General features: G+C 68.3%; 22 protein-coding genes and 2 pseudogenes. 18 read left to right on the top strand and 6 right to left on the bottom strand.

Annotated features, from left to right (window positions below; translation table 11 throughout):
• A pseudogene (locus tag HV783_RS27255) lies at positions 1–160 on the bottom strand (IS256 family transposase); the annotation flags it as partial.
• A gap of 598 nt (positions 161–758) precedes the next feature.
• Between HV783_RS27255 and HV783_RS27250 the strand changes: the two are divergent.
• The 7 genes from HV783_RS27250 to HV783_RS27220 are packed head-to-tail and all read left to right on the top strand — an operon-like array spanning position 759 to position 8,572.
• Positions 759–3,110, top strand: a complete 2,352-nt coding sequence (locus tag HV783_RS27250) for a bifunctional salicylyl-CoA 5-hydroxylase/oxidoreductase (protein ID WP_175190235.1) — start codon at positions 759–761, stop codon at positions 3,108–3,110.
• Positions 3,107–3,898, top strand: a complete 792-nt coding sequence (locus tag HV783_RS27245; protein WP_054503389.1) for an SDR family NAD(P)-dependent oxidoreductase — start codon at positions 3,107–3,109, stop codon at positions 3,896–3,898. The genes HV783_RS27250 and HV783_RS27245 overlap by 4 nt, the downstream gene beginning before the upstream one ends.
• A 38-nt stretch (positions 3,899–3,936) precedes the next feature.
• Positions 3,937–4,794 (top strand): enoyl-CoA hydratase family protein, encoded by an 858-nt coding sequence (locus HV783_RS27240; protein WP_175190234.1) that lies wholly within the window; start codon positions 3,937–3,939, stop codon positions 4,792–4,794.
• Between the two features lie 2 nt (positions 4,795–4,796).
• Positions 4,797–5,966, top strand: a complete 1,170-nt coding sequence (locus tag HV783_RS27235) for an acyl-CoA dehydrogenase family protein (protein WP_175190236.1) — start codon at positions 4,797–4,799, stop codon at positions 5,964–5,966.
• Between the two features lie 60 nt (positions 5,967–6,026).
• Positions 6,027–7,667, top strand: a complete 1,641-nt coding sequence (locus HV783_RS27230; protein ID WP_054503391.1) for an AMP-binding protein — start codon at positions 6,027–6,029, stop codon at positions 7,665–7,667.
• 23 nt (positions 7,668–7,690) lie between these two features.
• The gene (locus HV783_RS27225; protein ID WP_175190233.1) at positions 7,691–8,116 is read left to right on the top strand and encodes an acyl-CoA thioesterase; all 426 of its coding nucleotides are present in this window, start codon (positions 7,691–7,693) and stop codon (positions 8,114–8,116) included.
• Between the two features lie 51 nt (positions 8,117–8,167).
• Entirely contained in the window at positions 8,168–8,572 is a 405-nt protein-coding gene (locus tag HV783_RS27220; protein ID WP_006388562.1) for a RidA family protein, read from the top strand.
• A gap of 485 nt (positions 8,573–9,057) precedes the next feature.
• Here the strand turns inward: HV783_RS27220 and HV783_RS27215 are convergent, their stop codons facing one another.
• Positions 9,058–10,044, bottom strand: a complete 987-nt coding sequence (locus HV783_RS27215) for an AraC family transcriptional regulator (protein ID WP_175190232.1) — start codon at positions 10,042–10,044, stop codon at positions 9,058–9,060.
• A 262-nt stretch (positions 10,045–10,306) separates the two neighbouring features.
• On the opposite strand from HV783_RS27215, the gene HV783_RS27210 reads away from it, so the two are divergent.
• The 6 genes from HV783_RS27210 to HV783_RS27185 are packed head-to-tail and all read left to right on the top strand — an operon-like array spanning position 10,307 to position 16,075.
• Positions 10,307–11,494, top strand: a complete 1,188-nt coding sequence (locus HV783_RS27210) for an ABC transporter substrate-binding protein (protein ID WP_116792751.1) — start codon at positions 10,307–10,309, stop codon at positions 11,492–11,494.
• Between the two features lie 31 nt (positions 11,495–11,525).
• A complete protein-coding gene (locus tag HV783_RS27205; protein WP_063583143.1) occupies positions 11,526–12,770 on the top strand; it encodes a dienelactone hydrolase family protein in 1,245 nt (414 codons plus the stop codon).
• A gap of 9 nt (positions 12,771–12,779) precedes the next feature.
• The gene (locus HV783_RS27200; RefSeq protein ID WP_054419367.1) at positions 12,780–14,123 is read left to right on the top strand and encodes an aromatic ring-hydroxylating dioxygenase subunit alpha; all 1,344 of its coding nucleotides are present in this window, start codon (positions 12,780–12,782) and stop codon (positions 14,121–14,123) included.
• Positions 14,114–14,647 carry an aromatic-ring-hydroxylating dioxygenase subunit beta gene (locus HV783_RS27195; RefSeq protein ID WP_175190231.1) on the top strand — a complete coding sequence of 178 codons (534 nt, stop codon included), beginning with the start codon at positions 14,114–14,116 and terminating at the stop codon, positions 14,645–14,647. Before HV783_RS27200 ends, HV783_RS27195 begins: the two co-directional genes overlap by 10 nt.
• The gene (locus tag HV783_RS27190; protein ID WP_064527938.1) at positions 14,644–15,255 is read left to right on the top strand and encodes a cysteine hydrolase family protein; all 612 of its coding nucleotides are present in this window, start codon (positions 14,644–14,646) and stop codon (positions 15,253–15,255) included. Before HV783_RS27195 ends, HV783_RS27190 begins: the two co-directional genes overlap by 4 nt.
• Positions 15,256–15,268: 13 nt before the next feature.
• A complete protein-coding gene (locus HV783_RS27185) occupies positions 15,269–16,075 on the top strand; it encodes an SDR family oxidoreductase (protein WP_175190230.1) in 807 nt (268 codons plus the stop codon).
• A 31-nt stretch (positions 16,076–16,106) separates the two neighbouring features.
• Here HV783_RS27185 and HV783_RS29385 read toward each other — a convergent pair whose 3' ends face one another.
• Complete coding sequence (locus HV783_RS29385) at positions 16,107–17,855, bottom strand: flagellar assembly protein A (RefSeq protein ID WP_175143951.1); 1,749 nt, start codon at positions 17,853–17,855, stop codon at positions 16,107–16,109.
• Positions 17,856–18,174: 319 nt separating this feature from the next.
• On the opposite strand from HV783_RS29385, the gene HV783_RS27170 reads away from it, so the two are divergent.
• A complete protein-coding gene (locus tag HV783_RS27170; RefSeq protein ID WP_054503399.1) occupies positions 18,175–18,915 on the top strand; it encodes a lytic transglycosylase domain-containing protein in 741 nt (246 codons plus the stop codon).
• A gap of 98 nt (positions 18,916–19,013) precedes the next feature.
• Here the strand turns inward: HV783_RS27170 and hemL are convergent, their stop codons facing one another.
• The 3 genes from hemL to HV783_RS27155 are packed head-to-tail and all read right to left on the bottom strand — an operon-like array spanning position 19,014 to position 21,768.
• A complete protein-coding gene (hemL, locus tag HV783_RS27165) occupies positions 19,014–20,291 on the bottom strand; it encodes a glutamate-1-semialdehyde 2,1-aminomutase (protein WP_054503400.1) in 1,278 nt (425 codons plus the stop codon).
• Between the two features lie 5 nt (positions 20,292–20,296).
• On the bottom strand, positions 20,297–20,962 hold the full coding sequence (gene thiE, locus HV783_RS27160) for a thiamine phosphate synthase (protein WP_054419377.1): 666 nt from the start codon (positions 20,960–20,962) through the stop codon (positions 20,297–20,299).
• Positions 20,959–21,768, bottom strand: coding sequence for a bifunctional hydroxymethylpyrimidine kinase/phosphomethylpyrimidine kinase (locus tag HV783_RS27155; protein ID WP_100509616.1), 810 nt, complete (start codon positions 21,766–21,768; stop codon positions 20,959–20,961). The genes thiE and HV783_RS27155 overlap by 4 nt, the downstream gene beginning before the upstream one ends.
• Before the next feature lie 155 nt (positions 21,769–21,923).
• On the opposite strand from HV783_RS27155, the gene HV783_RS27150 reads away from it, so the two are divergent.
• From HV783_RS27150 to HV783_RS29555, 4 genes and pseudogenes are all read left to right on the top strand, one after another.
• A complete protein-coding gene (locus tag HV783_RS27150) occupies positions 21,924–22,088 on the top strand; it encodes a rubredoxin (protein WP_003814980.1) in 165 nt (54 codons plus the stop codon).
• A gap of 129 nt (positions 22,089–22,217) precedes the next feature.
• Positions 22,218–22,805: a YqgE/AlgH family protein gene (locus HV783_RS27145; RefSeq protein WP_175190227.1), complete on the top strand. Its 588-nt coding sequence runs from the start codon at positions 22,218–22,220 to the stop codon at positions 22,803–22,805.
• Positions 22,798–23,199 (top strand): Holliday junction resolvase RuvX, encoded by a 402-nt coding sequence (gene ruvX, locus HV783_RS27140; protein WP_054503402.1) that lies wholly within the window; start codon positions 22,798–22,800, stop codon positions 23,197–23,199. The genes HV783_RS27145 and ruvX overlap by 8 nt, the downstream gene beginning before the upstream one ends.
• 17 nt (positions 23,200–23,216) lie before the next feature.
• Positions 23,217–23,556, top strand: a pseudogene (locus HV783_RS29555) (aspartate carbamoyltransferase); the annotation flags it as partial.

Below are 23,556 nucleotides of genomic sequence, written 5' to 3'. Positions count from 1 at the left end.
CAAGCTCAGCCCCCAGGGCCCGCTCGATCAGCGCCTTCTTGAACGCCATCGACAGGTCCTGCACCGCCTCCGCGGTCATCGGGCCTTTAACGAATTGATCTACCAGGTCTGTCGGAATCGACGGCAACTCGCGCAGGGGAAGTCTCTTCTTTGTGGCCATACACATGCTCCTTGAGCGGTATGTTAGGCCTCAAACACAAAATTTATGACACTCCCGCCGAGTCAGCACGAGCAGCCTGGCTGCGTGGGCACATCGTAATCATGCGCCAATGAAACACCGCCCGCACCACGCCTGTTTGTGGTCGGCGCGAGAGGTCGTCCCGCGCAAAATGCTTGACGCCGCGCCGACCACCACCGCCCCTCCCCCTGACGTGCGGAATCATTAGAAAACCGCTCGCCGCCAGCGCGCAGCGCATCCGCAACACGTTCAAATGCACAGACGCCCATCGTGGCCGCCCGCGCGGCCGCGATGGGCAGCCCCGCAGATTCCATTCCCCGCACACAGGTCTAGCAGCGCGACAAGCCTAGACGCCCGAGGGGCGACCTACGAAGATCAACCGACGCCCCAAACCTCCCCTGCACTCCCACTGCCAATCCCCTCAGCACCCCCAGCCCGTCCCCAAAATCCACCCCCCACGTTTCCCCCATTTGCGATCCTCCCGTTCCAGGTATATATTTCAAGCCTAAACTATCAAGGCCTAAAAATAGCAGCGACCCGCCCCAAGCTTCCGGGCCGCACTTCTTGGAGCGTTACGGCAATGAAAATCGTATGCATTGGTGGTGGTCCCGCCGGCCTGTATTTCGGTCTGCTCATGAAGCTGCAAGACCCGGCCAACGAAGTCACGGTGATCGAGCGCAACCGCCCCTACGACACCTTCGGCTGGGGCGTGGTGTTCTCGGACGCCACCATGCAGAACCTGCGCGAAGCCGATCCGGTTTCCGCCCAGACCATCGGTGACGCCTTCAACCATTGGGACGACATCGACATCCATTTCAAGGGCCGCAGCATCCGCAGCGGCGGCCATGGCTTCATCGGCATCGGCCGCAAGAAGCTGCTCAACATCCTGCAGGCGCGCTGCGAAGACGTTGGCGTCAAACTGGTGTTCGAGAACTTCGTCCAGGACGACCAGGCCATCGCCCGCGAATACGACGCCGACCTGGTCATCGCCTCCGACGGCATCAACAGCCAGGTCCGCACCCGCTACGCCGACACCTTTCACCCCGATATCGACCAGCGCCGCTGCCGCTTCGTCTGGCTCGGCACCAAGAAGGTCTTCGATGCCTTCACCTTCGCCTTCGTGCAGACCGAGCATGGCTGGTTCCAGGCGCACGCCTACCGCTACGAAGACGGCATGTCGACCTTCATCGTCGAGACGCCCGAGGAAGCCTGGCAGGCCGCCGGCATCGAGCAGATGAGCCAGGAAGAGGGCATCGCCTACTGCGAGAAGCTGTTCGCGCCGTGGCTGGACGGCAACGCGCTCATCAGCAACGCCTCGCACCTGCGCGGCTCGGCCATCTGGATCCGCTTCCCGCGCGTCATCTGCAACACCTGGGTCCACTGGAACCAACTGGAAACCAGCCGCGGCAAGCGCGCCGTGCCGGTGGTGCTGATGGGCGACGCGGCGCATACCGCGCACTTTTCGATTGGCTCGGGCACCAAGCTGGCGCTGGAAGACGCCATCGAACTGGCGCGCTGCCTGAGCGGCGCCGAAGGCAGCGTCGAGCGCGGCTTGAAGCATTACGAGGAAGTGCGCAGCGTCGAAGTGCTGAAGATCCAGAACGCCGCCCGCAACTCCACCGAGTGGTTCGAGAACGTGGCGCGCTACGCCGAACTCGAACCTGAACAATTCGCCTATTCGCTGCTGACCCGTTCGCAGCGCATTTCGCACGAAAACCTGCGGCTGCGCGACCCGGCCTGGCTGGAAGGCTTCGAGCGCTGGATCGCCGAGCATGCCGGCGCCCAGGCGCCGGCGGGCCAGCGGCCGCCGCTGCCCATGCTGACGCCGTACCAGGCGCGTGGCGTCAAGCTGAAGAACCGCATCCTGGTGTCGCCGATGGCCATGTATTCCTGCACCGATGGCGTGCCGGGCGACTTCCATCTGGTGCACCTGGGCGCCCGCGCCATGGGCGGCGCCGGGCTGGTGATGGTGGAAATGACCTGCGTCTCGCCCGATGGCCGCATCACCCCGGGATGCCCGGGCCTGTGGAACGACGAGCAGCAGCAGGCCTTCGCCCGCATCGTCGGCTTCGTGCACGGCAACAGCGACGCCCGCATCGGGGTGCAGTTGGGCCATGCCGGCCGCAAGGGCTCGACGCAGTTGGGCTGGCAGAAGATCGACCATCCGCTGGCCGAAGGCAACTGGCCGCTGCTGTCGGCCTCGGCCCTGCCGTACATCGAGGGCGTGTCGCAGACGCCGCGCGCCATGACGCGCGCCGACATGGACGACGTGCGCGACAACTTCGTGGCCGCGGCCCGCCGCGCCCAGGCCGCCGGCTTCGACTGGCTCGAACTGCACTGCGCCCACGGCTATCTGCTGTCCAGCTTCATCTCGCCGCTGACCAACCATCGCGACGACGAATACGGCGGCAGCCTCGAAAACCGCCTGCGCTTCCCGCTGGAAGTGTTCCGCGCGGTGCGCGCCGTCTGGCCCGAGGACAAGCCGATGTCGGTGCGGATCTCGGCCAGCGACTGGGTCGAGGGCGGCATCACCCCCGATGACGCCGTCGAGATCGCGCGCCACTTCAAGGCCGCCGGCGCCGACATGATCGACTGCTCGTCGGGCCAGGTCAGCAAGGAAGAAAAGCCGGTCTACGGCCGCATGTTCCAGACGCCGTTCGCCGACCGCGTGCGCAACGAGGCCGGCATCCCCACCATCGCGGTGGGCGCCATCTTCGAGGCCGACCACGCCAACGGCATCATCGCCTCGGGCCGCGCCGATCTCTGCGCGCTGGCGCGTCCCCATCTGGCCGACGCCTCCTGGACGCTGCGCGAAGCGGCCCGCGTGGGCTATCGTGATGTGGCCTGGCCGAGCCAGTACTTCGCCGGCAAGCGCCAGTTGGAAACCAATTTCGAACGCGCCGCCGCCATGGCGCAACTGGACATCAAATGAGCACGTCCTCCCTTCCCCTGGCCGGCCGCCACGCGCTGGTGACGGGCGGCGCCCGCGGCATCGGCCTGGCCAGCGCCCGCGCGCTGCTGGAACGCGGCGCCCGCGTCACGCTGCTGGGCCGCGATGGCGGCGCGCTGGAGGCGGCCGTCGACAGCCTGGCCAGCCTGGGCCAGGTGCAGGCGGTCAGCGCCGACATCGCCGACGAGGCCTCGGTGCGCCAGGCCTTCGTCCAGGCCGAGGCCGAACTGGGCCCGGTGCTGGTGCTGGTCAACAACGCCGGTCAGGCCGTCAGCCAGCGCTTTGACCGCACCGACGCGGCGCTGTGGCAGTCGATGCTGGCGGTCAACCTGACCGGCACCTTCCATTGCATCCAGGCCGCCTTGCCCGGCATGCTGGCGGCCAAGTGGGGCCGCGTCATCAACGTGGCCAGCACCGCCGGCCTGATCGGCTATGCCTACGTCAGCGCCTACTGCGCGGCCAAGCACGGCGTGATCGGCCTGACCCGCTCGCTGGCGCTGGAGACGGCGCAGAAGGGCGTCACCGTCAACGCCGTGTGCCCGGGCTACACCGAGACCGACATCGTGCGCGGCGCGGTCGCCAATATCGTCGAGAAGACCGGCATGACGCCGGACGCCGCCCGCGCCAAGCTGGCCGAGCGCAACCCGCAGGGCCGCCTGGTGCAGCCCGATGAAGTGGCCGAGACGGTCGCCTGGCTGGCGCTGCCGGCCTCGTCGTCCATCAACGGCCAGGCCATCGCCGTCGACGGCGGCGAAGTGATGACCGGCTGAGCCGGCGCCCACCCCTACGATTCCAGAACGGAGACACCATGAGCACGCAGCCCGAAGAGCACACCATGAAGCACCACAAGCGCCCGCTGGCCGGCTACCAGGCCCGGACGTTCCTGTGGCAGGTGTCGGCCGACGGCAAGGTCGCCACCATCACGCTCAACCGTCCCGAGCGCAAGAACCCGCTGACCTTCGATTCCTACGCCGAACTGCGCGACCTGTTCCGCGCGCTGGTGTACGCGACCGACATCAAGGTGGTGGTGGTGACGGGCGCCGGCGGCAACTTCTGCTCCGGCGGCGACGTGCATGAAATCATCGGGCCGCTGACCAAGATGAGCATGCCCGAACTGCTGGACTTCACCCGCATGACGGGCGACCTGGTCAAGGCCATGCGCGCCTGCCCGCAGCCGATCGTGGCGGCGGTGGACGGCGTCTGCGCCGGCGCCGGCGCGATGGTGGCGCTGGCCTCCGACATGCGCCTGGGCACGCCGGCCGCGCGCACCGCCTTCCTGTTCACGCGGGTGGGCCTGGCGGGGGCCGACATGGGCGCCTGCACGCTGCTGCCGCGCATGATCGGCCAGGGCCGAGCCTCCGAACTGCTGTACACCGGCCGCGCCATGACGGCCGAGGAAGGCGCAAGCTGGGGATTCTTCAACGCGCTGCACGAGTCGGACGCCCTGATGGACGCGGCGGCCAGGCTGGCCGCGCAGTTGGCCGCGGGCCCCACCTTCGCCCACGGCGTGACCAAGAAACTGCTGCACCAGGAATGGAACATGGGCGTGGACGAGGCCATCGAGGCCGAAGCCGAGGCCCAGGCCATCTGCATGCAGACGCGCGATTTCCATCGCGCCTACGAGGCCTTCGTGGCCAAACAGAAGCCGATCTTCGAGGGGAACTGATGATGCGCGACGCAAGCTGGCTGGACTGGCCGTTCTTCGACGACGCCCATCGAAAACTGGCGCATGAGGTCGACGGCTGGTGCGAAAGCGCCCTGGGCCATGTCGACCACCACGACGCCGATGCGGCCTGCCGCAAGCTGGTCAAGGCCATGGGCCAGGCCGGCTGGCTGCGCTACGCGGTCGCGGGCGGCCCCGGTGGCGCCTGGGGCGGCGCGCTGCCCGAGGTCGATTCGCGTTCGGTCTGCATCCTGCGCGAAACGTTCGCGCGCCACGAGGGCCTGGCGGACTTCGCCTTCGCCATGCAGGGCCTGGGCAGCGGCGCGATCTCGCTGATGGGTTCGGATTCGCTGCGCCAGCGCTACCTGCCGCGCGTGGCCAGCGGCGAGGCCATCGCGGCCTTCGCGCTGTCGGAGCCGGATGCCGGCTCGGACGTGGCCGCGCTGGCCTGCGAGGCCCGGCTGGAGGGCGACCACTACGTGCTCAACGGCGCCAAGACCTGGATTTCCAACGGCGGCATCGCCGACTTCTATTGCGTGTTCGCCCGCACCGGCGAGGCGCCGGGCGCGCGCGGCATCAGCGCCTTCGTGGTGGATGCCGACACCCCGGGCTTCGAGATCTCGGAGCGCATCGAGCTGATCGCGCCGCACCCGCTGGCCACCATCACTTTCGACAACTGCCGCATCCCGGTGTCGCAGCGGCTGGGCGAGGCGGGGCAGGGCTTCAAGCTGGCGATGATGACGCTGGACATCTTCCGCGCCTCGGTGGCGGCCGCCGCGCTGGGCTTTGCGCGCCGCGCGCTGGATGAAGGCCTGGCGCGCGCCAGGTCGCGCCGCATGTTCGGCCAGACCCTGGCCGACCTGCAACTGACGCAGGCCGCGCTGGGCGACATGGCCACGGCCATCGACGCCTCGGCGCTGCTGACCTATCGCGCCGCGTGGATGCGCGATGTGCAGAAACAACGCACCACGCGCGAAGCGGCCATGGCCAAGATGACGGCCACCGAATCGGCGCAGACCGTGATCGACCGCGCGCTGCAGATGTTCGGCGGCGCGGGCGTGGTGTCGGGGATGCCGGTGGAGAAGCTTTACAGGGAAATCAGAGCGCTGCGTATCTACGAAGGCGCCACCGAAGTGCAGAAGTTGATCATCGCCCGGGAACTGCTGAAGGCCTGAAGAAACCATCGAGTTTCCGCTTTCGGCAGTCAACTACACCGCATCAGCAAGGGGAATTTCATGGAAGTATCCGCCCACATCGACACTTTTGCCCGGGACAATCTGCCCCCGGGCGAACAATGGCCCGAGTTCCTGCTGGACGGCCCCGACGTGGCCTATCCCAAGCGCTTCAATTGCGCGGTGGAGCTGGTGGACGCCATGGTCGACCGTGGCCACGGCGAGCGCGTCGCGCTGCGCTGGGCGCAGGACGGCAAGCCGGCCACCATGACCTATCGCGAACTGGCGGCGCTGACCAACCGCATCGCGCGCGTGCTGGTCGAGGACATGAAGCTGGTGCCCGGCAACCGCCTGCTGCTGCGCGGCCCCAACAACCCGATGATGGCGGCGTCCTGGCTGGCCGCCATCAAGGCCGGCCTGGTGACGGTGCCGACCATGCCGCTGCTGCGCGCCAAGGAACTCAAGCAGATCATCGACAAGGCGCAGATCCAGGCGGTGCTGTGCGATGTGCGCCTGAAGGACGAGGCGCAGTTCTGCGCCCAGCCGGATCACGAACACCATTGCCCGGGGCTGGCGCAGATCGTGTATTTCAACGACACGGCGCCCGAGGCGCTGGACACGCTGGCAGCGGCCAAGCCGGATGATTTCGCGGCCTGCGATACCGCCGCCGACGACGTCTGCCTGATCGCCTTCACCAGCGGGACCACGGGCGCGCCCAAGGGCTGCATGCATTTCCATCGCGATGTGCTGGCGATGTGCGACCTGTTTCCCAAGCATGTCATCAAGCCGGGCCCGGACGACATTTTCTGCGGCACGCCGCCGCTGGCGTTCACCTTCGGCCTGGGCGGGTTGCTGTGCTTCCCGCTGCGCGTCGGCGCCAGCACCGTGCTGGCCGAGCGCCTGACGCCGGAAAGCCTGCTGCAACTGATCCAGGACTTTCGCGCCACCATCGTCTTCACCGCTCCGACGTTCTACCGCCAGATGGCGGCGCTGGTGGGCAAGTTCGACCTGTCCTCGCTCAAGAAGAGCGTGTCGGCCGGCGAGGCGCTGCCCGACGCGACGCGCCAGTTGTGGAAGGAGGCCAGCGGCATCGAGATGATCGACGGCATCGGCGGTACCGAGATGATCCACGTGTTCGTTTCCAGCCCGCCCGAGTCGGTGCGCCGCGGCGCCATCGGCCGCGTGGTGCCCGGTTACATCGCGCAGATCGTGGACGATGACATGAATCCGGTGCCCAACGGCACGGTGGGCCGCCTGGCGATCAAGGGGCCGACCGGCTGCCGCTACCTGGCCGACGAGCGCCAGCGCCGCTTCGTGCAGAAGGGCTGGAACCTGCCCGGCGATACGTTCGTGCAGGACGACGACGGCTATCTCTTCTACCAGGCGCGCAATGACGACATGATCGTCTCGGCCGGCTACAACATCGCCGGGCCGGAGGTCGAGGACGCGCTGCTGCGCCATGAAGCGGTGGCCGAATGCGGCGTGGTCGGCGCGCCCGATGACGAGCGCGGCCAATTGGTCAAGGCCTTCGTGGTGCTCAAGCCCGGCTTCGCGCCGAGCGAGGCACTGGTGGCGGCCATGCAGCAATTCGTCAAGGCGACGATCGCGCCCTACAAGTATCCCCGCGCCATCGAGTTCGTGTCCGCGCTGCCGCGCACCGAGACGGGCAAGCTGCAGCGATTCGCGCTGCGCAAGATGGCGTGATTTTTTTGCATCAAGGAAATGCCATGGCAGCACCATTCATCAGTCAGGTAGAGGTCCGCTTCCGTCATTGCGATCCGGCGGGCATCGTTTTCTATCCGCGCTATTTCGAGATGATCAATGACTTTGTCGAGGAGTGGTTCGACAAGGGCATGGGGCTGCCATTCCACGCGCTGCACGTGGAGCGTCACATCGGCACGCCGATGGCGTCGGTGACGTGCGATTTCAGCGCGCCGAGCCGCTGGCACGAGAAACTGCGGCAGACGCTGCTGGTGCAGCGCATCGGCGGCGCGTCGTTCAAGGCGCTGGTGCGGTTCGAGGGGCCGGACGGGCAGTTGCGGCTGTCGGCGACGCTGACGATCGTGACGGTGGATCTGCGCACGATGAAGTCGATGCCGCTGCCGGCGGATCTGCGCGAGCGCATGCAGGATTATCTGGTTGCCGCCGAGTGAGTTCGGCGGGGCCGCCCTGGTGTTTGTTTTTTGAAAATAGGATGAGACGTTATGAAGATTCTGCAACCGCCGGATTGGATGGCGCCGAGGGGCTATTCGAATGGGATCCTGACCGAGATGACGGTGGGGAGCAAGCTGGTGTTCGTGGGCGGGCAGGTGGGCTGGAACGGGCAGCAGCAGTTCGAGTCGGATGATCTGGCCGATCAGGTGCGGCAGACGTTGGCCAACATCGTGGCGATTCTCGCCGAGGGCGGGGCCAGGCCTGAGCATATCGTGCGGATGACGTGGTATGTGACGGACAAGGATGCCTATGTGGCGGCTTATCCGGAGATCGGGAAGCACTATCGTGAATTGATCGGGAGGCATTTTCCGGCGATGACGGCGGTGGAGGTGGCGGATCTGGTGGAGGATCGGGCCAAGGTGGAGATTGAAGTTACGGCGGTGGTGCCGGCTTGATGGTGGGCCGGCCTTGACGTGTTGATGCGCGTCGAGGTGGGTTCTTGAGCCGCGGGTGAGGGGGCAGGCGGGGGGATGGCGGGGCTACGATTGCGGTCCGGAGCCTTCGCTCCGGACTGCCCCTTCGTCATCCTCGTCCTCGCCTTCGGCGACTCCTTCGGATTCCCTCGGGCGCATCTACACGCCCCGCCATCCCCCCGCCTGCCCCCTCACCCGCTCACGATAAGAATTAATGGCGGGGGCTGGGGCGATTGGGGTTCTTGGCGTTCTGATGGTCGGCGACGCGGGTTCAGAGCGATTTGCGGGGCCCGCTTCAAGGCGGCCGCGCGGGCGGCCTTTTGAAGCTTACGTGGTGTCTTGCGGGGGCGGATGACGCTGCACGCTCGCGGGCGGGGCGCTTTATCACATATGTATTGGTTTAACTACGTTTGTGATTCTTCGCTTGTGGCTGCGGGGGTTGGCGCATGGCGCCAGAATTGTCAGGTCTATCTGCTGGACTGGAAGGTTTCGCGGGGGAGTTCGCCGAAGCGGTCGCGGTAGTACTCGGAGAAGCGGCCCAGGTGGCTGATGCCTACGGAGACGGCCACCTCGGTGACGCTTTCGCAGGCGCCTTGCTGCAGCTTTTCGCGGGCGGCGTCCAGGCGCAGGACGCGTAGCGCCTGCATGGGGGTGGTCTCGCGGTGTTGCTGGAACAGGCGGGTGAGGGCGCTGGGGCTGGCGCCGGCGCCGCGGGCGATGTCGGTCAGGGTCAGGGGGGCGGCCAGGTGGGCGCGCATGTAGGCTTCGGCCTGGGCGACGCGGCGCGGCAGGGCGGGGGGCAGGCCGGCGTGGCGTTGCCAGGTGTTGGGCTGGTTGTAGAGCAGGTGCAGGACGAGCGTGTCTTCCAGGTGTTCGAGCCAGGCGGCGGGCGGTCTCGGCGCGCCGTCGTCCAGGGTGGGGAGCAGGTGGATCAGGCTGGTCATCATGCTGCGCCAGGCGGCGCCGACGGGGGTATCCAGGCGTAGCGCGGGGCTGAAGTCCAGGGGGCGGGCGGCGGCGTCGCCGAAGATGCGGTGGCCGATGGCTTCGAGCTTGCCGCGCGGGATCTTCAGCAGCAGTTGTTCGCAGCCGGCTTCCCAGTGCAGTTTCAGGGCGCGGTTGGGGGCGATGACGGCGGCGCAGTCGGGGTGGGCGTCGACGCAGTCGGTGCCGCATTCGATGCGGGCGCGGCCGCGCAGCGGCACCTGCACCAGCATGAAGTCCTGCAGGCGGTCGGGTTCGATGTGGACTTCGGCGCCGTAGCGCAGCGTACAGACACTCAGGGCGCCGAAGCGGGCGCGGTTCAGTTCGGCGTCGACGCGGCCGCCCTTCCAGGTCAGGCGGTGATCCTTGAGCGCTTCGGAGACGCGTTCGCGCGTTTCGGCGGGCTGGGTGGAACTGAAGACGCGTCGTTTGAGCAATGGCGCCAGCTCGATGCGGGACCAGCCGTGCATGGATGCCTCCGGGACGGGAACGCTCCCGTATCGCCGTCGAGCGTAATGCAATCGTCAAGCGTTTGGAATTAAGTGAATCCCGGATAGGCGTGCGCCGATTCGGATAGAGCCGCGCGCCCGCCCGTCCTAAGCTGGGGGTTGTTGGAAGGCGGCGCCGTGGCGCGTAAGCTGGCAGTTTTCATCGTTGGCAGGGTGTACCGACGGCAGACGGATTCTGTCAGCATTGCGCCGGCGGCGCCGGCGGACACGAACGGGGTGGCTCATGAAGGGAAAGCTATGGGGCCGGCGCGCGCTGGCGGCGCTGGTGTCGGCGGGCTGTATGACGGCCGCGGCCGGGGTATCGGCCGCGGACAAGATCAAGGTCGGCCTGCTGACCACGCTGTCGGGGCCGGGCGCGGCGCTGGGCAACGAAATCCGCGACGGCTTCAATCTCGCGCTGCAGCATACCGGCGGCAAGCTGGGCGGGCTGCCGGCCGAGGTGGTGGTGGCCGATGACCAGCAGAAGGCCGATGCCGGACGCCAGGCGGTCGAGCGCCTGCTCAAGCGCGACAAGGTCGACGTGATGACGGGCATCGTGTTCTCGAACGTGCTGCTGCCGGTGATGCCGGCCATCCTGCAGTCGGGCACCATCTATCTGAGCACCAATACGGGGCCGGAGAACTATGCCGGCGCCGGCTGCAATCCGAATTTCTTCGCGGTGGCCTGGCAGAACGAGGACATCCCGGCGGCGATGGGCAAATATGCCGCCGACCAGGGCTTCAAGCGGGTGGCGCTGATCGCGCCCGATTATCCCGGCGGGCGCGAATCGCTCAACGGCTTCAAGCGCCTGTACAAGGGCGGGCTGTCGGAAGAGATCTATACCCAGCTCGGCCAGCTCGACTACGGCGTCGAGATCACGCGGCTGCGCGCCAGCAAGCCGGACGCGGTGTTCTTCTTCCTGCCGGGCGGCATGGGCGTGAACTTCATCAAGCAGTTCAACGGCGCCGGCCTGGGCAAGGAGATCGCGCTGCTGGCGCCGGGCTTCTCGGGCGACGAGGATACGATCGCGGCGGTGGGCGCGCCGATCGAAGGCCTGCACAACTCGTCGCAATGGGCGGCCGACCTGGACAACCCGGCCAACCGCAAGTTCGTCGAGGACTTCAGGAAAACCTACAACCGCACCCCCACGCTGTACGCCTCGCAGGGCTACGACGCCGCCATGCTGCTGGACAGCGCCGTCAGGCAGACCGGCGGCAAGCTGGGCGCCGACGCGCTGCGTCCGGCGCTGCGGCGCGCCGATTTCAAGTCGGTGCGCGGCGACTTCACCTTCAACCGCAACCAGTACCCGATCCAGAACTACTACCTGCGCACCATCGTCAAGGGCGCGGACGGCAAGCTGGCCAACAAGCTGTCGGGCACGGTGCTGACGCAGTATCACGACCCGTTCGCCGCCGCCTGCCAGATGAAGTAAGGCAGGCGACGCACGCATCAAGGAGAGAAGCATGACCGCAACCATCACGACGCGCGAGGTGACCATCGCCTCGCACGACGGCCAATCATTCAGCGCCTACCTGGCCGTGCCCGCCTCGGGCCACGGGCCGGGGCTGGTGCTGTGCCAGGAGATCTTCGGCATCAATGACTTCATGCGCCGCACCGCGCAGTCGCTGGCCGAGGAGGGCTACGTGGTGCTGGCGCCGGACCTGTTCTGGCGCCAGCAGCCCGGCATCCAGTTGACCGACGGCCCGGCCGACATGCCGCGCGCGTTCGAGCTGTACAAGGGCTTCGACGTCGATCTGGGCATCAAAGACATCGCCGCGACCCTGGCCGCGTTGCGCGCGCTACCCGAGCAGCAGGGCGGCGCCGGCGTGCTGGGCTATTGCCTGGGCGGCAAGCTGGCCTACCTGGCCGCGTGCCGCACGGATGCCGACGTGGCCATCGGCTACTACGGCGTGGGCATCGAGGACAGCCTGGACGAAGCCGCCAAGCTGCGCGGCCGGCTGGTGCTGCACATCGCCGAGCAGGATGGCTTCTGTCCGCCGCCGGCGCGCCAGCGCATCCTGGAGGCGCTGGGCGGCAAGGCCAACGTCGAGCTGTATGTGTACCCCGGGATGGACCACGCCTTTGCCCGCACCGGCGGCGCGCACTATGACAAGCCGTCGGCGCTGATGGCGCACCAGCGCAGCATGGCCGCGCTGCAACGCGTGATCGGCCCGCAGTTCGACTATTCGGCCCTGTGGGACAAGCACTGCGAATACGAATTCGGCACGCGCGACGTGGCCGCGACCATGGCCACGATGGTGGCCGAGCCCTACGTCAACCACATCCCCACCATGACCGGTGGCGTGGGCTACCGCGAGCTGTCGCGCTTCTACCAGCACCACTTCGTCAACAGCAATCCGCCCGACACCAGACTGGTGCCGCTGTCGCGCACCGTGGGCGCGACCCAGATCGTCGACGAGCTGCTGTTCTGCTTCACCCACACCACCGAGATCGACTGGCTGCTGCCCGGCGTCGCGCCCACCGGCAAATACGTCGAGATTCCGCTGGTGGCCATCGTCAAGTTCCGCGGCGACAAGCTCTGCCACGAACACATCTATTGGGACCAGGCCAGCGTGCTGGTGCAGATCGGCGCGCTCGACCCCAAGGGCCTGCCGGTGGCCGGCCGCGAGACCGCGCAGAAGCTGCTGGACGAGACCCTGCCTTCCAACACTTTGATGGCGCGCTGGAAAGACAGCGAGAACAAGTAGGAGACCGCCATGCCGTATAGCGATCAACAGTTGGGCGAGATGGTGCGCGGCGACAGCGTGCACCGCGCCCTGTACACCGACCCGGCGATTTTCGAGCTGGAGATGCAGCGCATCTATGGCCGCGCCTGGGTCTACGTCGGCCACGAAAGCCAGGTGCCCAAGACGGGCGACTATCACACCACGCGGCTGGGAGACCAGGACGTGCTGATGGTGCGCGCCAGCGACGGCCGCGTGCACGTCCTGTACAACCGCTGTCCGCACAAGGGCGCCAAGGTGGTGGCGGATGGCGACGGCTGCGTCGGCAAGTTCTTCCGCTGCCCGTACCACGCCTGGACCTTCAAGCTCGACGGCAGCCACCTGGGCGTGCCGCTCAAGCAGGGATTGGAGGGCACCTCGTACGATCCGACCGACCCCAGCTTCTCGATGCGGCGCCTGCCGCGCGTGGAAAGCTATCGCGGCTTCGTCTTCGCCAGCCAGGCCCGCGACGGCCAGGGCCTGGAGGAATTCCTGGGCGGCGTGCGCTCGTCCATCGACAACCTGTGCGACCGTTCGCCGGTGGGCGAGGTCGAGGTGGCCGGCGGCATCTTCCGCGTGATGCAGCGCTCGAACTGGAAGGTGTTCTACGAGAACCTGCACGACACCATGCACGCCCGCGTGACGCACGAATCGTCCTTCGCCGCCGCCCGCGACGAAGCCAAGGAGATCGGCGAGATGCCGTTCGAGCTGCACATCATGGACGGCAACGGCGAGCCCTACGAGTTCTGGGAAAAGCTGGAGCTGCGCGCCTACGACAACGGCCACGGCTACATGGAAGGCATCTTCAACCCGGGCGCGGCCGAACGCGATCCGGTGTCGCGCGCCCACTTCGAGGCGCTGACCGCGGCCTACGGCGCCGACCGCGCCCGCGAGATCCTCGGCATGAACCGCCACAACACCGTCATCTACGGCAGCGGCTCGCCGCACACGGTGTTCCAGCAGTTCCGCGTGATCCGGCCGATCGCCGTCGATCGCACCCTGATCGAGATCCAGACCTTCCGTTGCAAGGGCGCGCCGGACGGCGTGTTCAAGCGCGCCATGCTGTACGCCAACGTGATCAACTCGCCGTCGTCCAACGTCATGCCGGACGACATCGAGCTCTACAACCGCTGCCAGGAAGGCAACGCCACCCGTGGCGGCGAATGGGTCAGCATGCACCGCTACCACGGCACCGACCGCAGCGACGCGGACGGCATGGTGTCGATCAACGGCACCAGCGAGCTGCCGATGCGCAACCAGTTCCGCGCCTGGAAGCGCTATATGGAGGCCGGTCCCGTGGCGTCCGCCCACGGCCAAGGAGAAGGCGCATGCTGCTAGACCTCGAATTCGACGTATCCACCGCCAACCTGGCGCCGGCCGACGTGCCGGCCGAGGCCTACCACCGCATCGCCCAGTTCCTGTATCGCGAGGCGCGGCTGCTGGACGAGCGCCGCTACGGCGACTGGCAGTCGCTGTGGACCGACGACGGCATGTACTGGATGCCGCGCGAGCCGGGCCAGTCCAGCCCCTACGACCATATCTCGCTGTTCTGGGAAGACCGCATGCTGCGCGACGTGCGCATCCGCCGGCTGGAACATCCGCGCAACTGGTCGCAGCAGCCGCCCACGCGCAGCGTGCGGCTGGTGGGCGGGGTGCAGGTCGAGGGCTTGGACGCCGGCGGCAACCTGGTGGTGCACTCGGCGTTCCAGATGACCGAGTGGCGCAAGCGCCAGCCGCGCCAACTGGCGGGCCGCTACACCCACAAGCTGGCGGCCGATGGCGACAACTGGCGCATCCGCATGAAACGGGTGGACCTGGTGAACTGCGACGACGCGCACGATGTGTTCGAGGTGTTCGTGTGAGCGAGATCGACGCCGCGGTGCTGGCGCTGCACTACCAGAACGACGTGCTGCATCCCGAAGGCAAGATCCGCGTCGGGCTGGACGCCGATGGCGCGGAGCGCCAGCGCCTGCTGCGCGGCGCCGCCGACCTGCTCGACGGCGCCCGTAGCCATGGCCTGCCGATCGTGCACGTGCGCATCGCCTTCAGGCCCGACTATGCCGACCTGCTGCCCAACTGCGATATCTTCCGCAACGTCGCCAGCATTGGCGCCGTGGCCGAGGGGCAATGGGGCAGCGCCTTCTACGACGGCCTGCAACCGCTGGCGGGCAGCCCGCGCGAATTCGTGGTCAAGCACACCCGCATCAGCGCCTTCTACGGCACGCCGCTGGAAGAGACGCTGCGGCTGCTGGGCGCGCGCCGGCTGGTGGTGGCGGGCGTGGCCACCCACTCGGTGGTCGAGGGCACCGTGCGGCATGCGGCGGATATCGGTTTCAATGTCATGGTGGCCGAAGACGCCTGCGCTTCGGCCGATCCGGCGGTGCATGACGCTTCGCTGGCCAGCATGCGCCTGATCGCGCAGACCGGCTCGGTGGCGCAGGCCATGCACTGGGCCGCCGCGCCTCATTGATCAAGGACTGTTCATGGATTTCTCAGGCTTTCCCGGCTTGGCCGGCAAGACCGCCATCGTCACCGGCAGCACCCAGGGGCTGGGCGCCGACATCGCGCGCGGGCTGGCGGCGGCCGGCGCCAACGTGGTGCTGGTGGGACGCAACGCCCAGGCCGGCCAGGCGCTGGCGGGCGAGATCGGCGACCGCGCGCTGTTCCACGAAACCGACATCGGCCAGGACGACCAGATCCGCCACTGCCTGAACGCCGCGCTGGCGCGCTTCGGGCGGGTCGACATCCTGGTGAACAACGCCTGCCAGTACAACGACCGCGGGCTGGCCTCCAGCCGCGCGGAGTGGCACGCGACGCTCGATACCAATCTGGTGTCCGCCGCGATCTTCACGCAGATGGCGGCGCCGCTGCTGCCGCGCGGCGGGGTGGTGGTCAACCTGGGCAGCACCGGCGGCAAGTTCGGCGCGGCCGGGCGGGCGTTGTATCCCGCTTCCAAGGCGGCCTTGCTGCAGATCACCAAGAATTTCGCGGTGGAGCTGGCGCCGGCCGGCATCCGCGTGCTGGCGGTGTCGCCGGCATGGACCTGGTCGCCGTCGGTCGAACAACTGGCGGGCGGCTCGCGCGAAGCCGCCGACGCGGTGGGCGCGCACTTTCATCCGCTGGGCCGGGTCGGCTCGGGCGAGGAGATCGCGGCGGCGGTGTGTTTCGCGTGCTCCGATGCGGCCTCGTGGATGACGGGCGTGGATATCCCGGTGGACGGCGGCTTCTCGATCCTCGGACCGGACCGCGGCATTTCGCCGCGCGCCTGGTTCAAGCAACTGGCGCCCTGAGCCGGCTGCGGTCCCGGCCGCCGGGCGAGCGTCAGCGGATGACGATCTCGCCTTCTTCCAGGCCGGCCTTGCCGCCCACCTGGTCTTCCAGGAACTCCTGCATGCGGTTGCCCACCTGGATCTTGGTGCCGCCGCAGAAGCGCCGCGCCGCGATGATGGTGGCGGTATGCAGGGGCTGCAGGTCGCGGATGAGCTGGGCTTCTTCTTCGTCCAGCTCGATCAGGTCGCGGCCCAGCTTGGTGTGGGTGTTGCGGGCGCGCTCGACCACGTCGCCGCCGGCCCGGCCGGGGTTGGCGTGCAGGAACAGCAGCAACTGCTCCAGCTTGGCCTTTTCCTCGTTCATCTTCAGGCGCTTGCGCGTGAGCGCCGAACGCTTGATGTCGGCATGGGGATCCAGCCCGGCCTGTACCAGCGTCGGCACGCCGGCCGGCGAGCCGATGGTGCCGGCCCGCACTGAATGCAGGGCGCGGGTCTGGCCGCCCGTGATGGCGGTCTGTTGGGTGTTGGGCGCGCCCACGTTGACGCTGCCGCCCGCCGCGATGCTGCTTTGGCGGATCTCGCGTTCCACTTCCACGTTCTGCCCCGCGCTGATGATGGCGTTGGCGATGAAGCGGGCCCGCACATCGCCGCCACAGACGATGTGGGCGGTGCGCGCGGCGGCACTGTTGGCTGACTCGCTGGCGCCGTCCTGCATGGCTTCGGCCATGCCGATGATGCCGCCCTTGACCGTGACGTTGCCCCCCGCTTCGACCAGGGCGGCTTCCATGGTGCCGTTGACGACCACGTCGCCGGTCACGCGCACTTCCATCGTGGCGCTGATATCGCCGCGCACTTGCAACGACCCCTGGAAGTTGATGTTGCCGGTGGACAGGTCGACCGCGTCGACCTCGACCACCGGATTGACCTGCGCGCCCTGATGGATGAGCTTGGGAGAGCCGGCGATGGCGGCGCGCAGCAGGTTGGGGTCTTCCGGATCGATCTCGACGCCGGACATTTCGGCGTTGAACGGGGTGTCCGGCAGTTCATCCGGCAGCACCGGCTGGCCCAGCACGTTGCAACCGTCGATGCCCGGCAGTGGCGGGATGCGCCGCATCAGCGGCATGCCGGGGGTCACCAGCAGCAGGCTGCCCAGGTCGCGGTAGTCGATCTGCGCCAGTTCGTCGATTTCCTGGGCGCGCGGCTTCAGGCGGTCCAGCAGGCTTTCGAAACGGGTGGGGGTGCCGCGCGTGGGCGGCGTGCCTTGCGCGATCAGCACGGTCTGCGCGCCGCCGCGCTCGACGGCCTCGGCCAGTTCCTTTTCCAGTACGCCGTGGACGATGCCCTGGTCGGCGATGGCCTGGCGCAGCACGGGCAGGGTCACCGGCTTGCCGCCCTTGGGCGGGTGCAGGGTGACCAGGGCCGACATGCAGGCGGCGTCCACTTCCAGATCGAACGAGCCGTCGATCAGCTTGCCCACCGGCACCTGCACGGTTCCGGTGGCATGGCGGCACAGGTCGATGAAGGCGATGACGGCGTGATTGTCCAGCGCCTCGGTCGACCAGCCCTGCGCGGTGGCCATGGCGGCGAGGGTGTCCCAGCTTGGCAGGTCGGCGGGCGGGACGTCCGGGGCGGCGTCAGGGGTGTCGGTCTCCGGGGCGTCGGCCTCCCGGCCCGGGGCTTCGTCGGCCGGCGCGTCGGCTGTGGCGGCATTGTTCTGCGGCGCAGGTGGCGGCGAGTAAATCGCCGTCAGGACGTTGGTAGTGGCATCCAGCACTAGCTGGAGCGTATTGTCTGCGCCCATCTCCGCCTCCTGCCCGGCAGTTGGCGCCGGGTTCTCCATTCATTTAGTAATTAAACGAAATATTGCGACATATGTTAACCCAGGAACGCTGGGCTACTGCGTAGTAGTACGAGGAGGGATGAAGATAAAAGATGTAGATCAGACCCTTATTCCTATGACGCTTTTGCCCCCGGCTTTCAGGGGCGCAGGCCGTGCGGGGATGCCCGCGCCGGGCGGCGCGGCGGGTACTAGGGCATAGGCAGGAGCGACAAAGCCGGCGCGCCGGCTCAGCATAGGCGTTCGATTTCCCGTCCCTGGACGCCGCCGGAGCGCCTTCCCCATGTTCCGACTCTCATGCATTCCGTCCGCACGGCCACGCGCCGGGCGGACCTTCCTGGCCGGTCTGGCGGTGGCGGCCCTGCTGGCCGCCGGCGCGCTGCTGCCCACGGACGCCGCGCGCGCCACCGAGATCTACCGTTACAAAGATCCGTTCGGTGTCTGGCGCGCCATGAAGGTGCCCAACGGTTACGCCAGGTATTACAAACGCGCGCAGGTTCGGACCGCGCTGCGCGGCAACCGCATCAAGGCCTGCCTGGACTGCGAGCCGCGCTCGGGGGACGGCGCCAGCCTGCTGACCCTGGGCGACCGCGCCGCGCGCTGGGGGTCGGCGCCGCCCTCCACGGCGCATGACGAGCTGATCGCGCAGGCGGCCAGGGATTCGGGCGTGGACCGGGCCTTGCTGACCGCGGTCATCGCGGTGGAATCCGGGTTCCGCAGCGATGCGCGCTCGCCCAAGGGGGCGTTGGGCCTGATGCAACTGATGCCGGCGACGGCGGCGACCCTGCTGGTCTCGGATGACATCGAGCGGGCGCTGGTGGACCCGGCCACCAACGTGAAGGCCGGATCGAGCCTGCTGCGCCGCCTGATCGATCAGTATCCCAACCGCCTGGACCTGGCGCTGGCCGCCTACAACGCGGGCGAGGGCGCGGTGCGCAAGTACGACGCGGTGCCTCCCTATGCCGAGACCCAGCAGTACGTGCGCAACGTCACGGCGCTGTACCAGCAATACAAGACACCCTAGGGGCGGATGCGACAACGCCCCGGCGGCCGCTGTCGGGCCGCCAGGGCGTTGTGGGGCAAGCGTGAGGCCAGCGCGTGCCGACAGCCCCGCGCCGGCGCTCAGATCGCCGCGAAGACCTTCTCGGCGATATCCAGCGTGGACTGGATCACCGCGTCGTCGTGGGTGGCCGAGACGAAGCCGGCCTCGAACGCCGACGGCGCGAAATGCACGCCGTGGTCCAGCATCGCGTGGAAGAAGCGGTTGAAGCGCGCCGTGTCGCAGGCAGAGACCTCGGCGAACGTGGCTGGCACCTTGTCGCTGAAGTAGATGCCGAACATGCCGCCGACGGAGTCGGCCGAGAACGCCAGGCCGGCGGCGCGGGCGCGTTCCTGCAGGCCCTGGGCCAGCTTGGCGGTCTGCGCCGCCAGCTTGTCGTAGAAACCGGGGGCGGCGATCAGGCGCAGCGTGGCCAGGCCGGCGGCCACGGCCACCGGGTTGCCCGACAGCGTGCCCGCCTGGTAGACGCCGCCCAGCGGCGCGATGTGCTTCATGATCTCGGCGCTGCCGCCGAAGGCGCCCACCGGCATGCCGCCGCCGATCACCTTGGCCAGCGTGGTCAGGTCGGGCTTGACGCCCGACAGGCCCTGCACGCCCTGCGGGCCGACGCGGAAACCGGTCATGACTTCGTCGAAGATCAGCAGCGCGCCGTGCTGCGTGCAGACCTCGCGCAGCCCTTCCAGGAAGCCGGCGGCCGGCTTGATCAGGTTCATGTTGCCGGCGATCGGCTCGACGATGATGCAGGCGATGTCGGCGCCGTGCTGGGCGAAGGCCTCGCGCACCGCTTCGAGGTTGTTGTATTCCAGGGTCAGCGTGTGCGAGACGAATTCGGGCGGCACGCCGGCCGAGCTGGGGTTGCCGAAGGTCAGGAGGCCCGAGCCGGCCTTGACCAGCAGGCTGTCGGAATGGCCGTGGTAGCAGCCCTCGAACTTGACGATCTTGTTGCGGCCGGTGGCGCCGCGCGCCAGGCGGATGGCCGTCATGGTGGCTTCGGTGCCGGAGCTGACCAGGCGCACCTGTTCCAGCGACGGCAGGCGCGCGATCAGCACTTCGGCCAGTTCGATCTCGGCCTCGGTGGGGGCGCCGAACGACAGGCCGTTGACGGCCGCGTCCTGCACCGCGCGCACCACCTCGGGATGCGAGTGGCCCAGGATGGCCGGGCCCCACGAACCGACGTAGTCGATGTACTGCTTGTCTTCCGCATCCCACACGTACGGCCCCTGCGCGCGCTTGATGAAGCGCGGCGTGCCGCCCACGGAGCGGAAGGCGCGCACGGGCGAATTGACGCCGCCGGGGATGCTGCGGCTGGCGCGTTCGAAAAGCTGGGCGTTACGGGACATGGCGGTCAGGGCTTCAGGTTGCGGTTGATGGAGTAGGGCGCGGCGCAGGCCGCGGCGGCGGCGCGGATGGCGGGCGCCTCGAACAGGCCGGTGATGACGGCGACCGAATCGGCGCCGGCGGCGGCCACCGACGCCACGTTCCCGGGCGTGATGCCGCCGATGGCGACCACGGCGGGGCGCGGCGCGTCGCGTTGCTCGACCAGGGCGCGAGCCTCGGTGAGCACCGACAGCGGCGCGCGCACGGTGTCCGGCTTGACGCGCGAGGGGAACATGGCGCCGAAGGCGATGTAGTCGGCGCCGGCGTCCAGCAGCTCGCGGGCGCGGCCCAGGTCGTCGTAGCTGGAGCCGCCCAGGATCAGGTCGGGGCCGGCTTCGGCGCGGATGCGGGCCAGGCTGTCGTCGTCGCGGCCGACGTGGGCGCCGTCGGCGCCGACTTCCAGCGCCAGGCGCCAGTCGTCATTGATGAGGAACACCACGCCCAGCTCGCGGCACAGGGGCGCCAGGGCGCGCGCCTGCTCGGCGCGCACCGCGTCGGGCACGTCCTTGCGGCGCAACTGCAGCGCGCGCATGCCGCCCTCGGCGGCCTGGCGCACCGCGCGCAGCAGCCGCTCGGTGTCGTCCCATTCGGGGGTCACGCCGTACAGGCCGGCGGGAAAACGCAGGGCTTTCATTGCGGTTGGATCCGGTTGGGAATGCGCCGGCCCATGCCCGGCAGGAAGCTGGCGGCGACCGCCGCATCGGCGTGGGCCAGGCCCTGGCGCACGGCCTCGGGCATTTCCAGGCCGCGCGCCAGCAGGGCGGTGATGGCGGTGGCGGCCAGCCCGCCGGCGTCGCCGTTGCGGTCCGGGGGCGCCTGCCACGGCAGGGTAGTGGTCTGGCCGTTGGGGCCGAGCAGCACGTTGGCGTGGTGACCGGGCCGTTGCGGGCTGCCCAGCACCAGCACCCATTCTGCGCCGGCGGCCACCAGGGCGTGCATCGGCGACGGTGCGTCCCCGATATCGATGTCGCCATCGGCATGCCACTGCGCGAGCCGCAGGTGCTCGACGATCAGCAGGTCGGTCTGCGGCAGCACCAGCTCGAGGATGGCGGCCAGCAGGTCGTCAGCGTCGTCCTCGTCGGCGGCGTCGGCCGGCACCTGGGCGCGCTGGCCCAGGTGCAGCACCAGCGGCACCTGGCTGTAATCGGCGGCTACCTGGGCGGCTACGCTTGCCGTTTCGGCGGTGTATAGTCCGCCCACCTTGATCGCCTGCACCGACATGTCTTCGAGCAGGCAGCGTGCCTGATCGTCGAGCAGGTCGGGTGAAACGGGATGGATTTCTTCGATGCCGGCGGTATCCTGCACGGTCAGCGCCGTGACGGCCGCCAGGCCGTGACAGCCCAGGCGGGCGCAGGTCACGGCGTCCGCGGGCAAACCGTCGGCGCCCGAGGGATCGAGCGGACCGAAGACCAAAACGAGAGGGGGAGTAACGGGGGCCACGTGGACAGCGCTAGAGTTAGGGTGCCCGGACTCATTTGCGGAGAATCAGGGGAACCCCTATTGGGTTTCGGTAAGATTGTCCCCATTCTAATGGATGCCTCCCGCCTTTGCCCCGTAGGGGGGACGACGGCAGGGAATTGATGTAAGAGAGAACTATGCGTACTTGGATGTGTCTGATTTGTGGCTGGGTCTACGACGAAGAGGCCGGCCTGCCCGACGAGGGCATCGCGCCCGGCACCCGCTGGGAAGACGTGCCGCCGAATTGGGTCTGTCCTGAATGCGGCGCCCGCAAAGAGGACTTCGAACTGATGGAAATCTGACGCGCAGCACTGACGTATTCCGCCAAGGCTTGCAACGAGGGGGAGGGCCATGCCCGCCCCGCGCTCCCGACGGGCCACGCCAGGGTGGCGGGCCCCCGGCTCTATCAGACTACCCACAAAGGGGTTGCCATGACGGAAAAACACCACGAAGAGGCCACCACACAGGCCGCCAACTTCGCCAACCAGTTCCTGATCGCCATGCCGGGCATGGTCGAAGGCAGCCTGGCTGGCTCGGTCATCTACATCTGCGAACACTCGGAACGTGGCGCCCTGGGCCTGGTCATCAACCGCCCCACCGACCTGACGCTCGGCACGCTGTTCGAACGCATCGACCTGGCGCTCGAGATCGCTCCGGTCAAGGACACGCTGGTGTTCTTCGGCGGTCCGGTGCAGACCGATCGCGGTTTCGTGCTGCACGCGCCCGCGGGCGACTACAGCTCCAGCATCAAGCTGGGCGCCATGGCCCTGACCACCTCGCGCGACGTGCTGCAGGCGGTGGCGGACGGCAAGGGGCCCGCCCGCATGCTGGTCACGCTGGGCTACGCCGGCTGGGGCGCCGGCCAGCTCGAAAGCGAGATGGGCCAGAACGCCTGGCTGTCGGTCGGCGCCGACGACCACATCATCTTTGACGTGCCCCCCGAGGATCGCTATCCGGCCGCGCTCAAGCTGCTGGGCATCGATCCCGTGATGCTGGCCGGCGACGCGGGCCATGCCTGAAGAAACCCTGCTGGCGTTCGATTTCGGCGAGAAGAAAATCGGCGTGGCCATCGGCAATACGCTGACGCGCCACGCGCGGCCGCTCGAAATCATTTTCAGCGAGGTGCGCGACGTGCGCTTCGCGCGCATCGAGGCGCTGCTGCGCGAATGGCAGCCGCATCGCGTCGTGGTCGGCCTGGCGCTCGACAGCGACGGCGGCGAACAGCCCGCCACCGCGCGCTGCCGCCGCTTCGCCAACCAGTTGCACGGCCGCTTCGGCGTTGCGGTGGAGCTGGTCGACGAGCGCGGCTCCAGCATGGAGGCGCAACGCCTGCTGGGCACGCACGCGGCTGACGACGCCATGGCCGCGGCCGTCATCCTGCAACGCTACCTGGACAAGCCGCCGGCGCTCTGACGCCGCCGGCCCCGCCCATGCTCAATCCACAACTCGACCGCCGTGGCGAACTGCTGCATCTACTGACGACGGAAGGGTTGCCGCGACGCCATGTCGAGCGGCTGCTGGAGACGGCGGCCACTTTCGCCGCCGACGGCACGCCCGCCGTCGCCCACGCCGACCTGCCCCTGTTCCTGAGCCTGCCCGCCGGCGATGCCGCCCTGCGCCAGGATTTCGAGGCCGCCGCCGCGCGCCTGGGCCTGCGACCCATGTCGCTGCAGGCCAATGGCCCGGGCGCCGATGCCGGGGTGGACCGCGGCCACGGCGTCGGCGCCGGCGATCCTGCCGCCGCCGCGCTGTCTCCCGCCGCGGTCGCCG

Origin of the sequence: Achromobacter dolens (assembly GCF_902859745.1) — a bacterium.
GTDB classification, from domain to species: domain Bacteria; phylum Pseudomonadota; class Gammaproteobacteria; order Burkholderiales; family Burkholderiaceae_B; genus Achromobacter; species Achromobacter dolens.
This window is presented reverse-complemented; position numbering and strand designations above follow the sequence as displayed.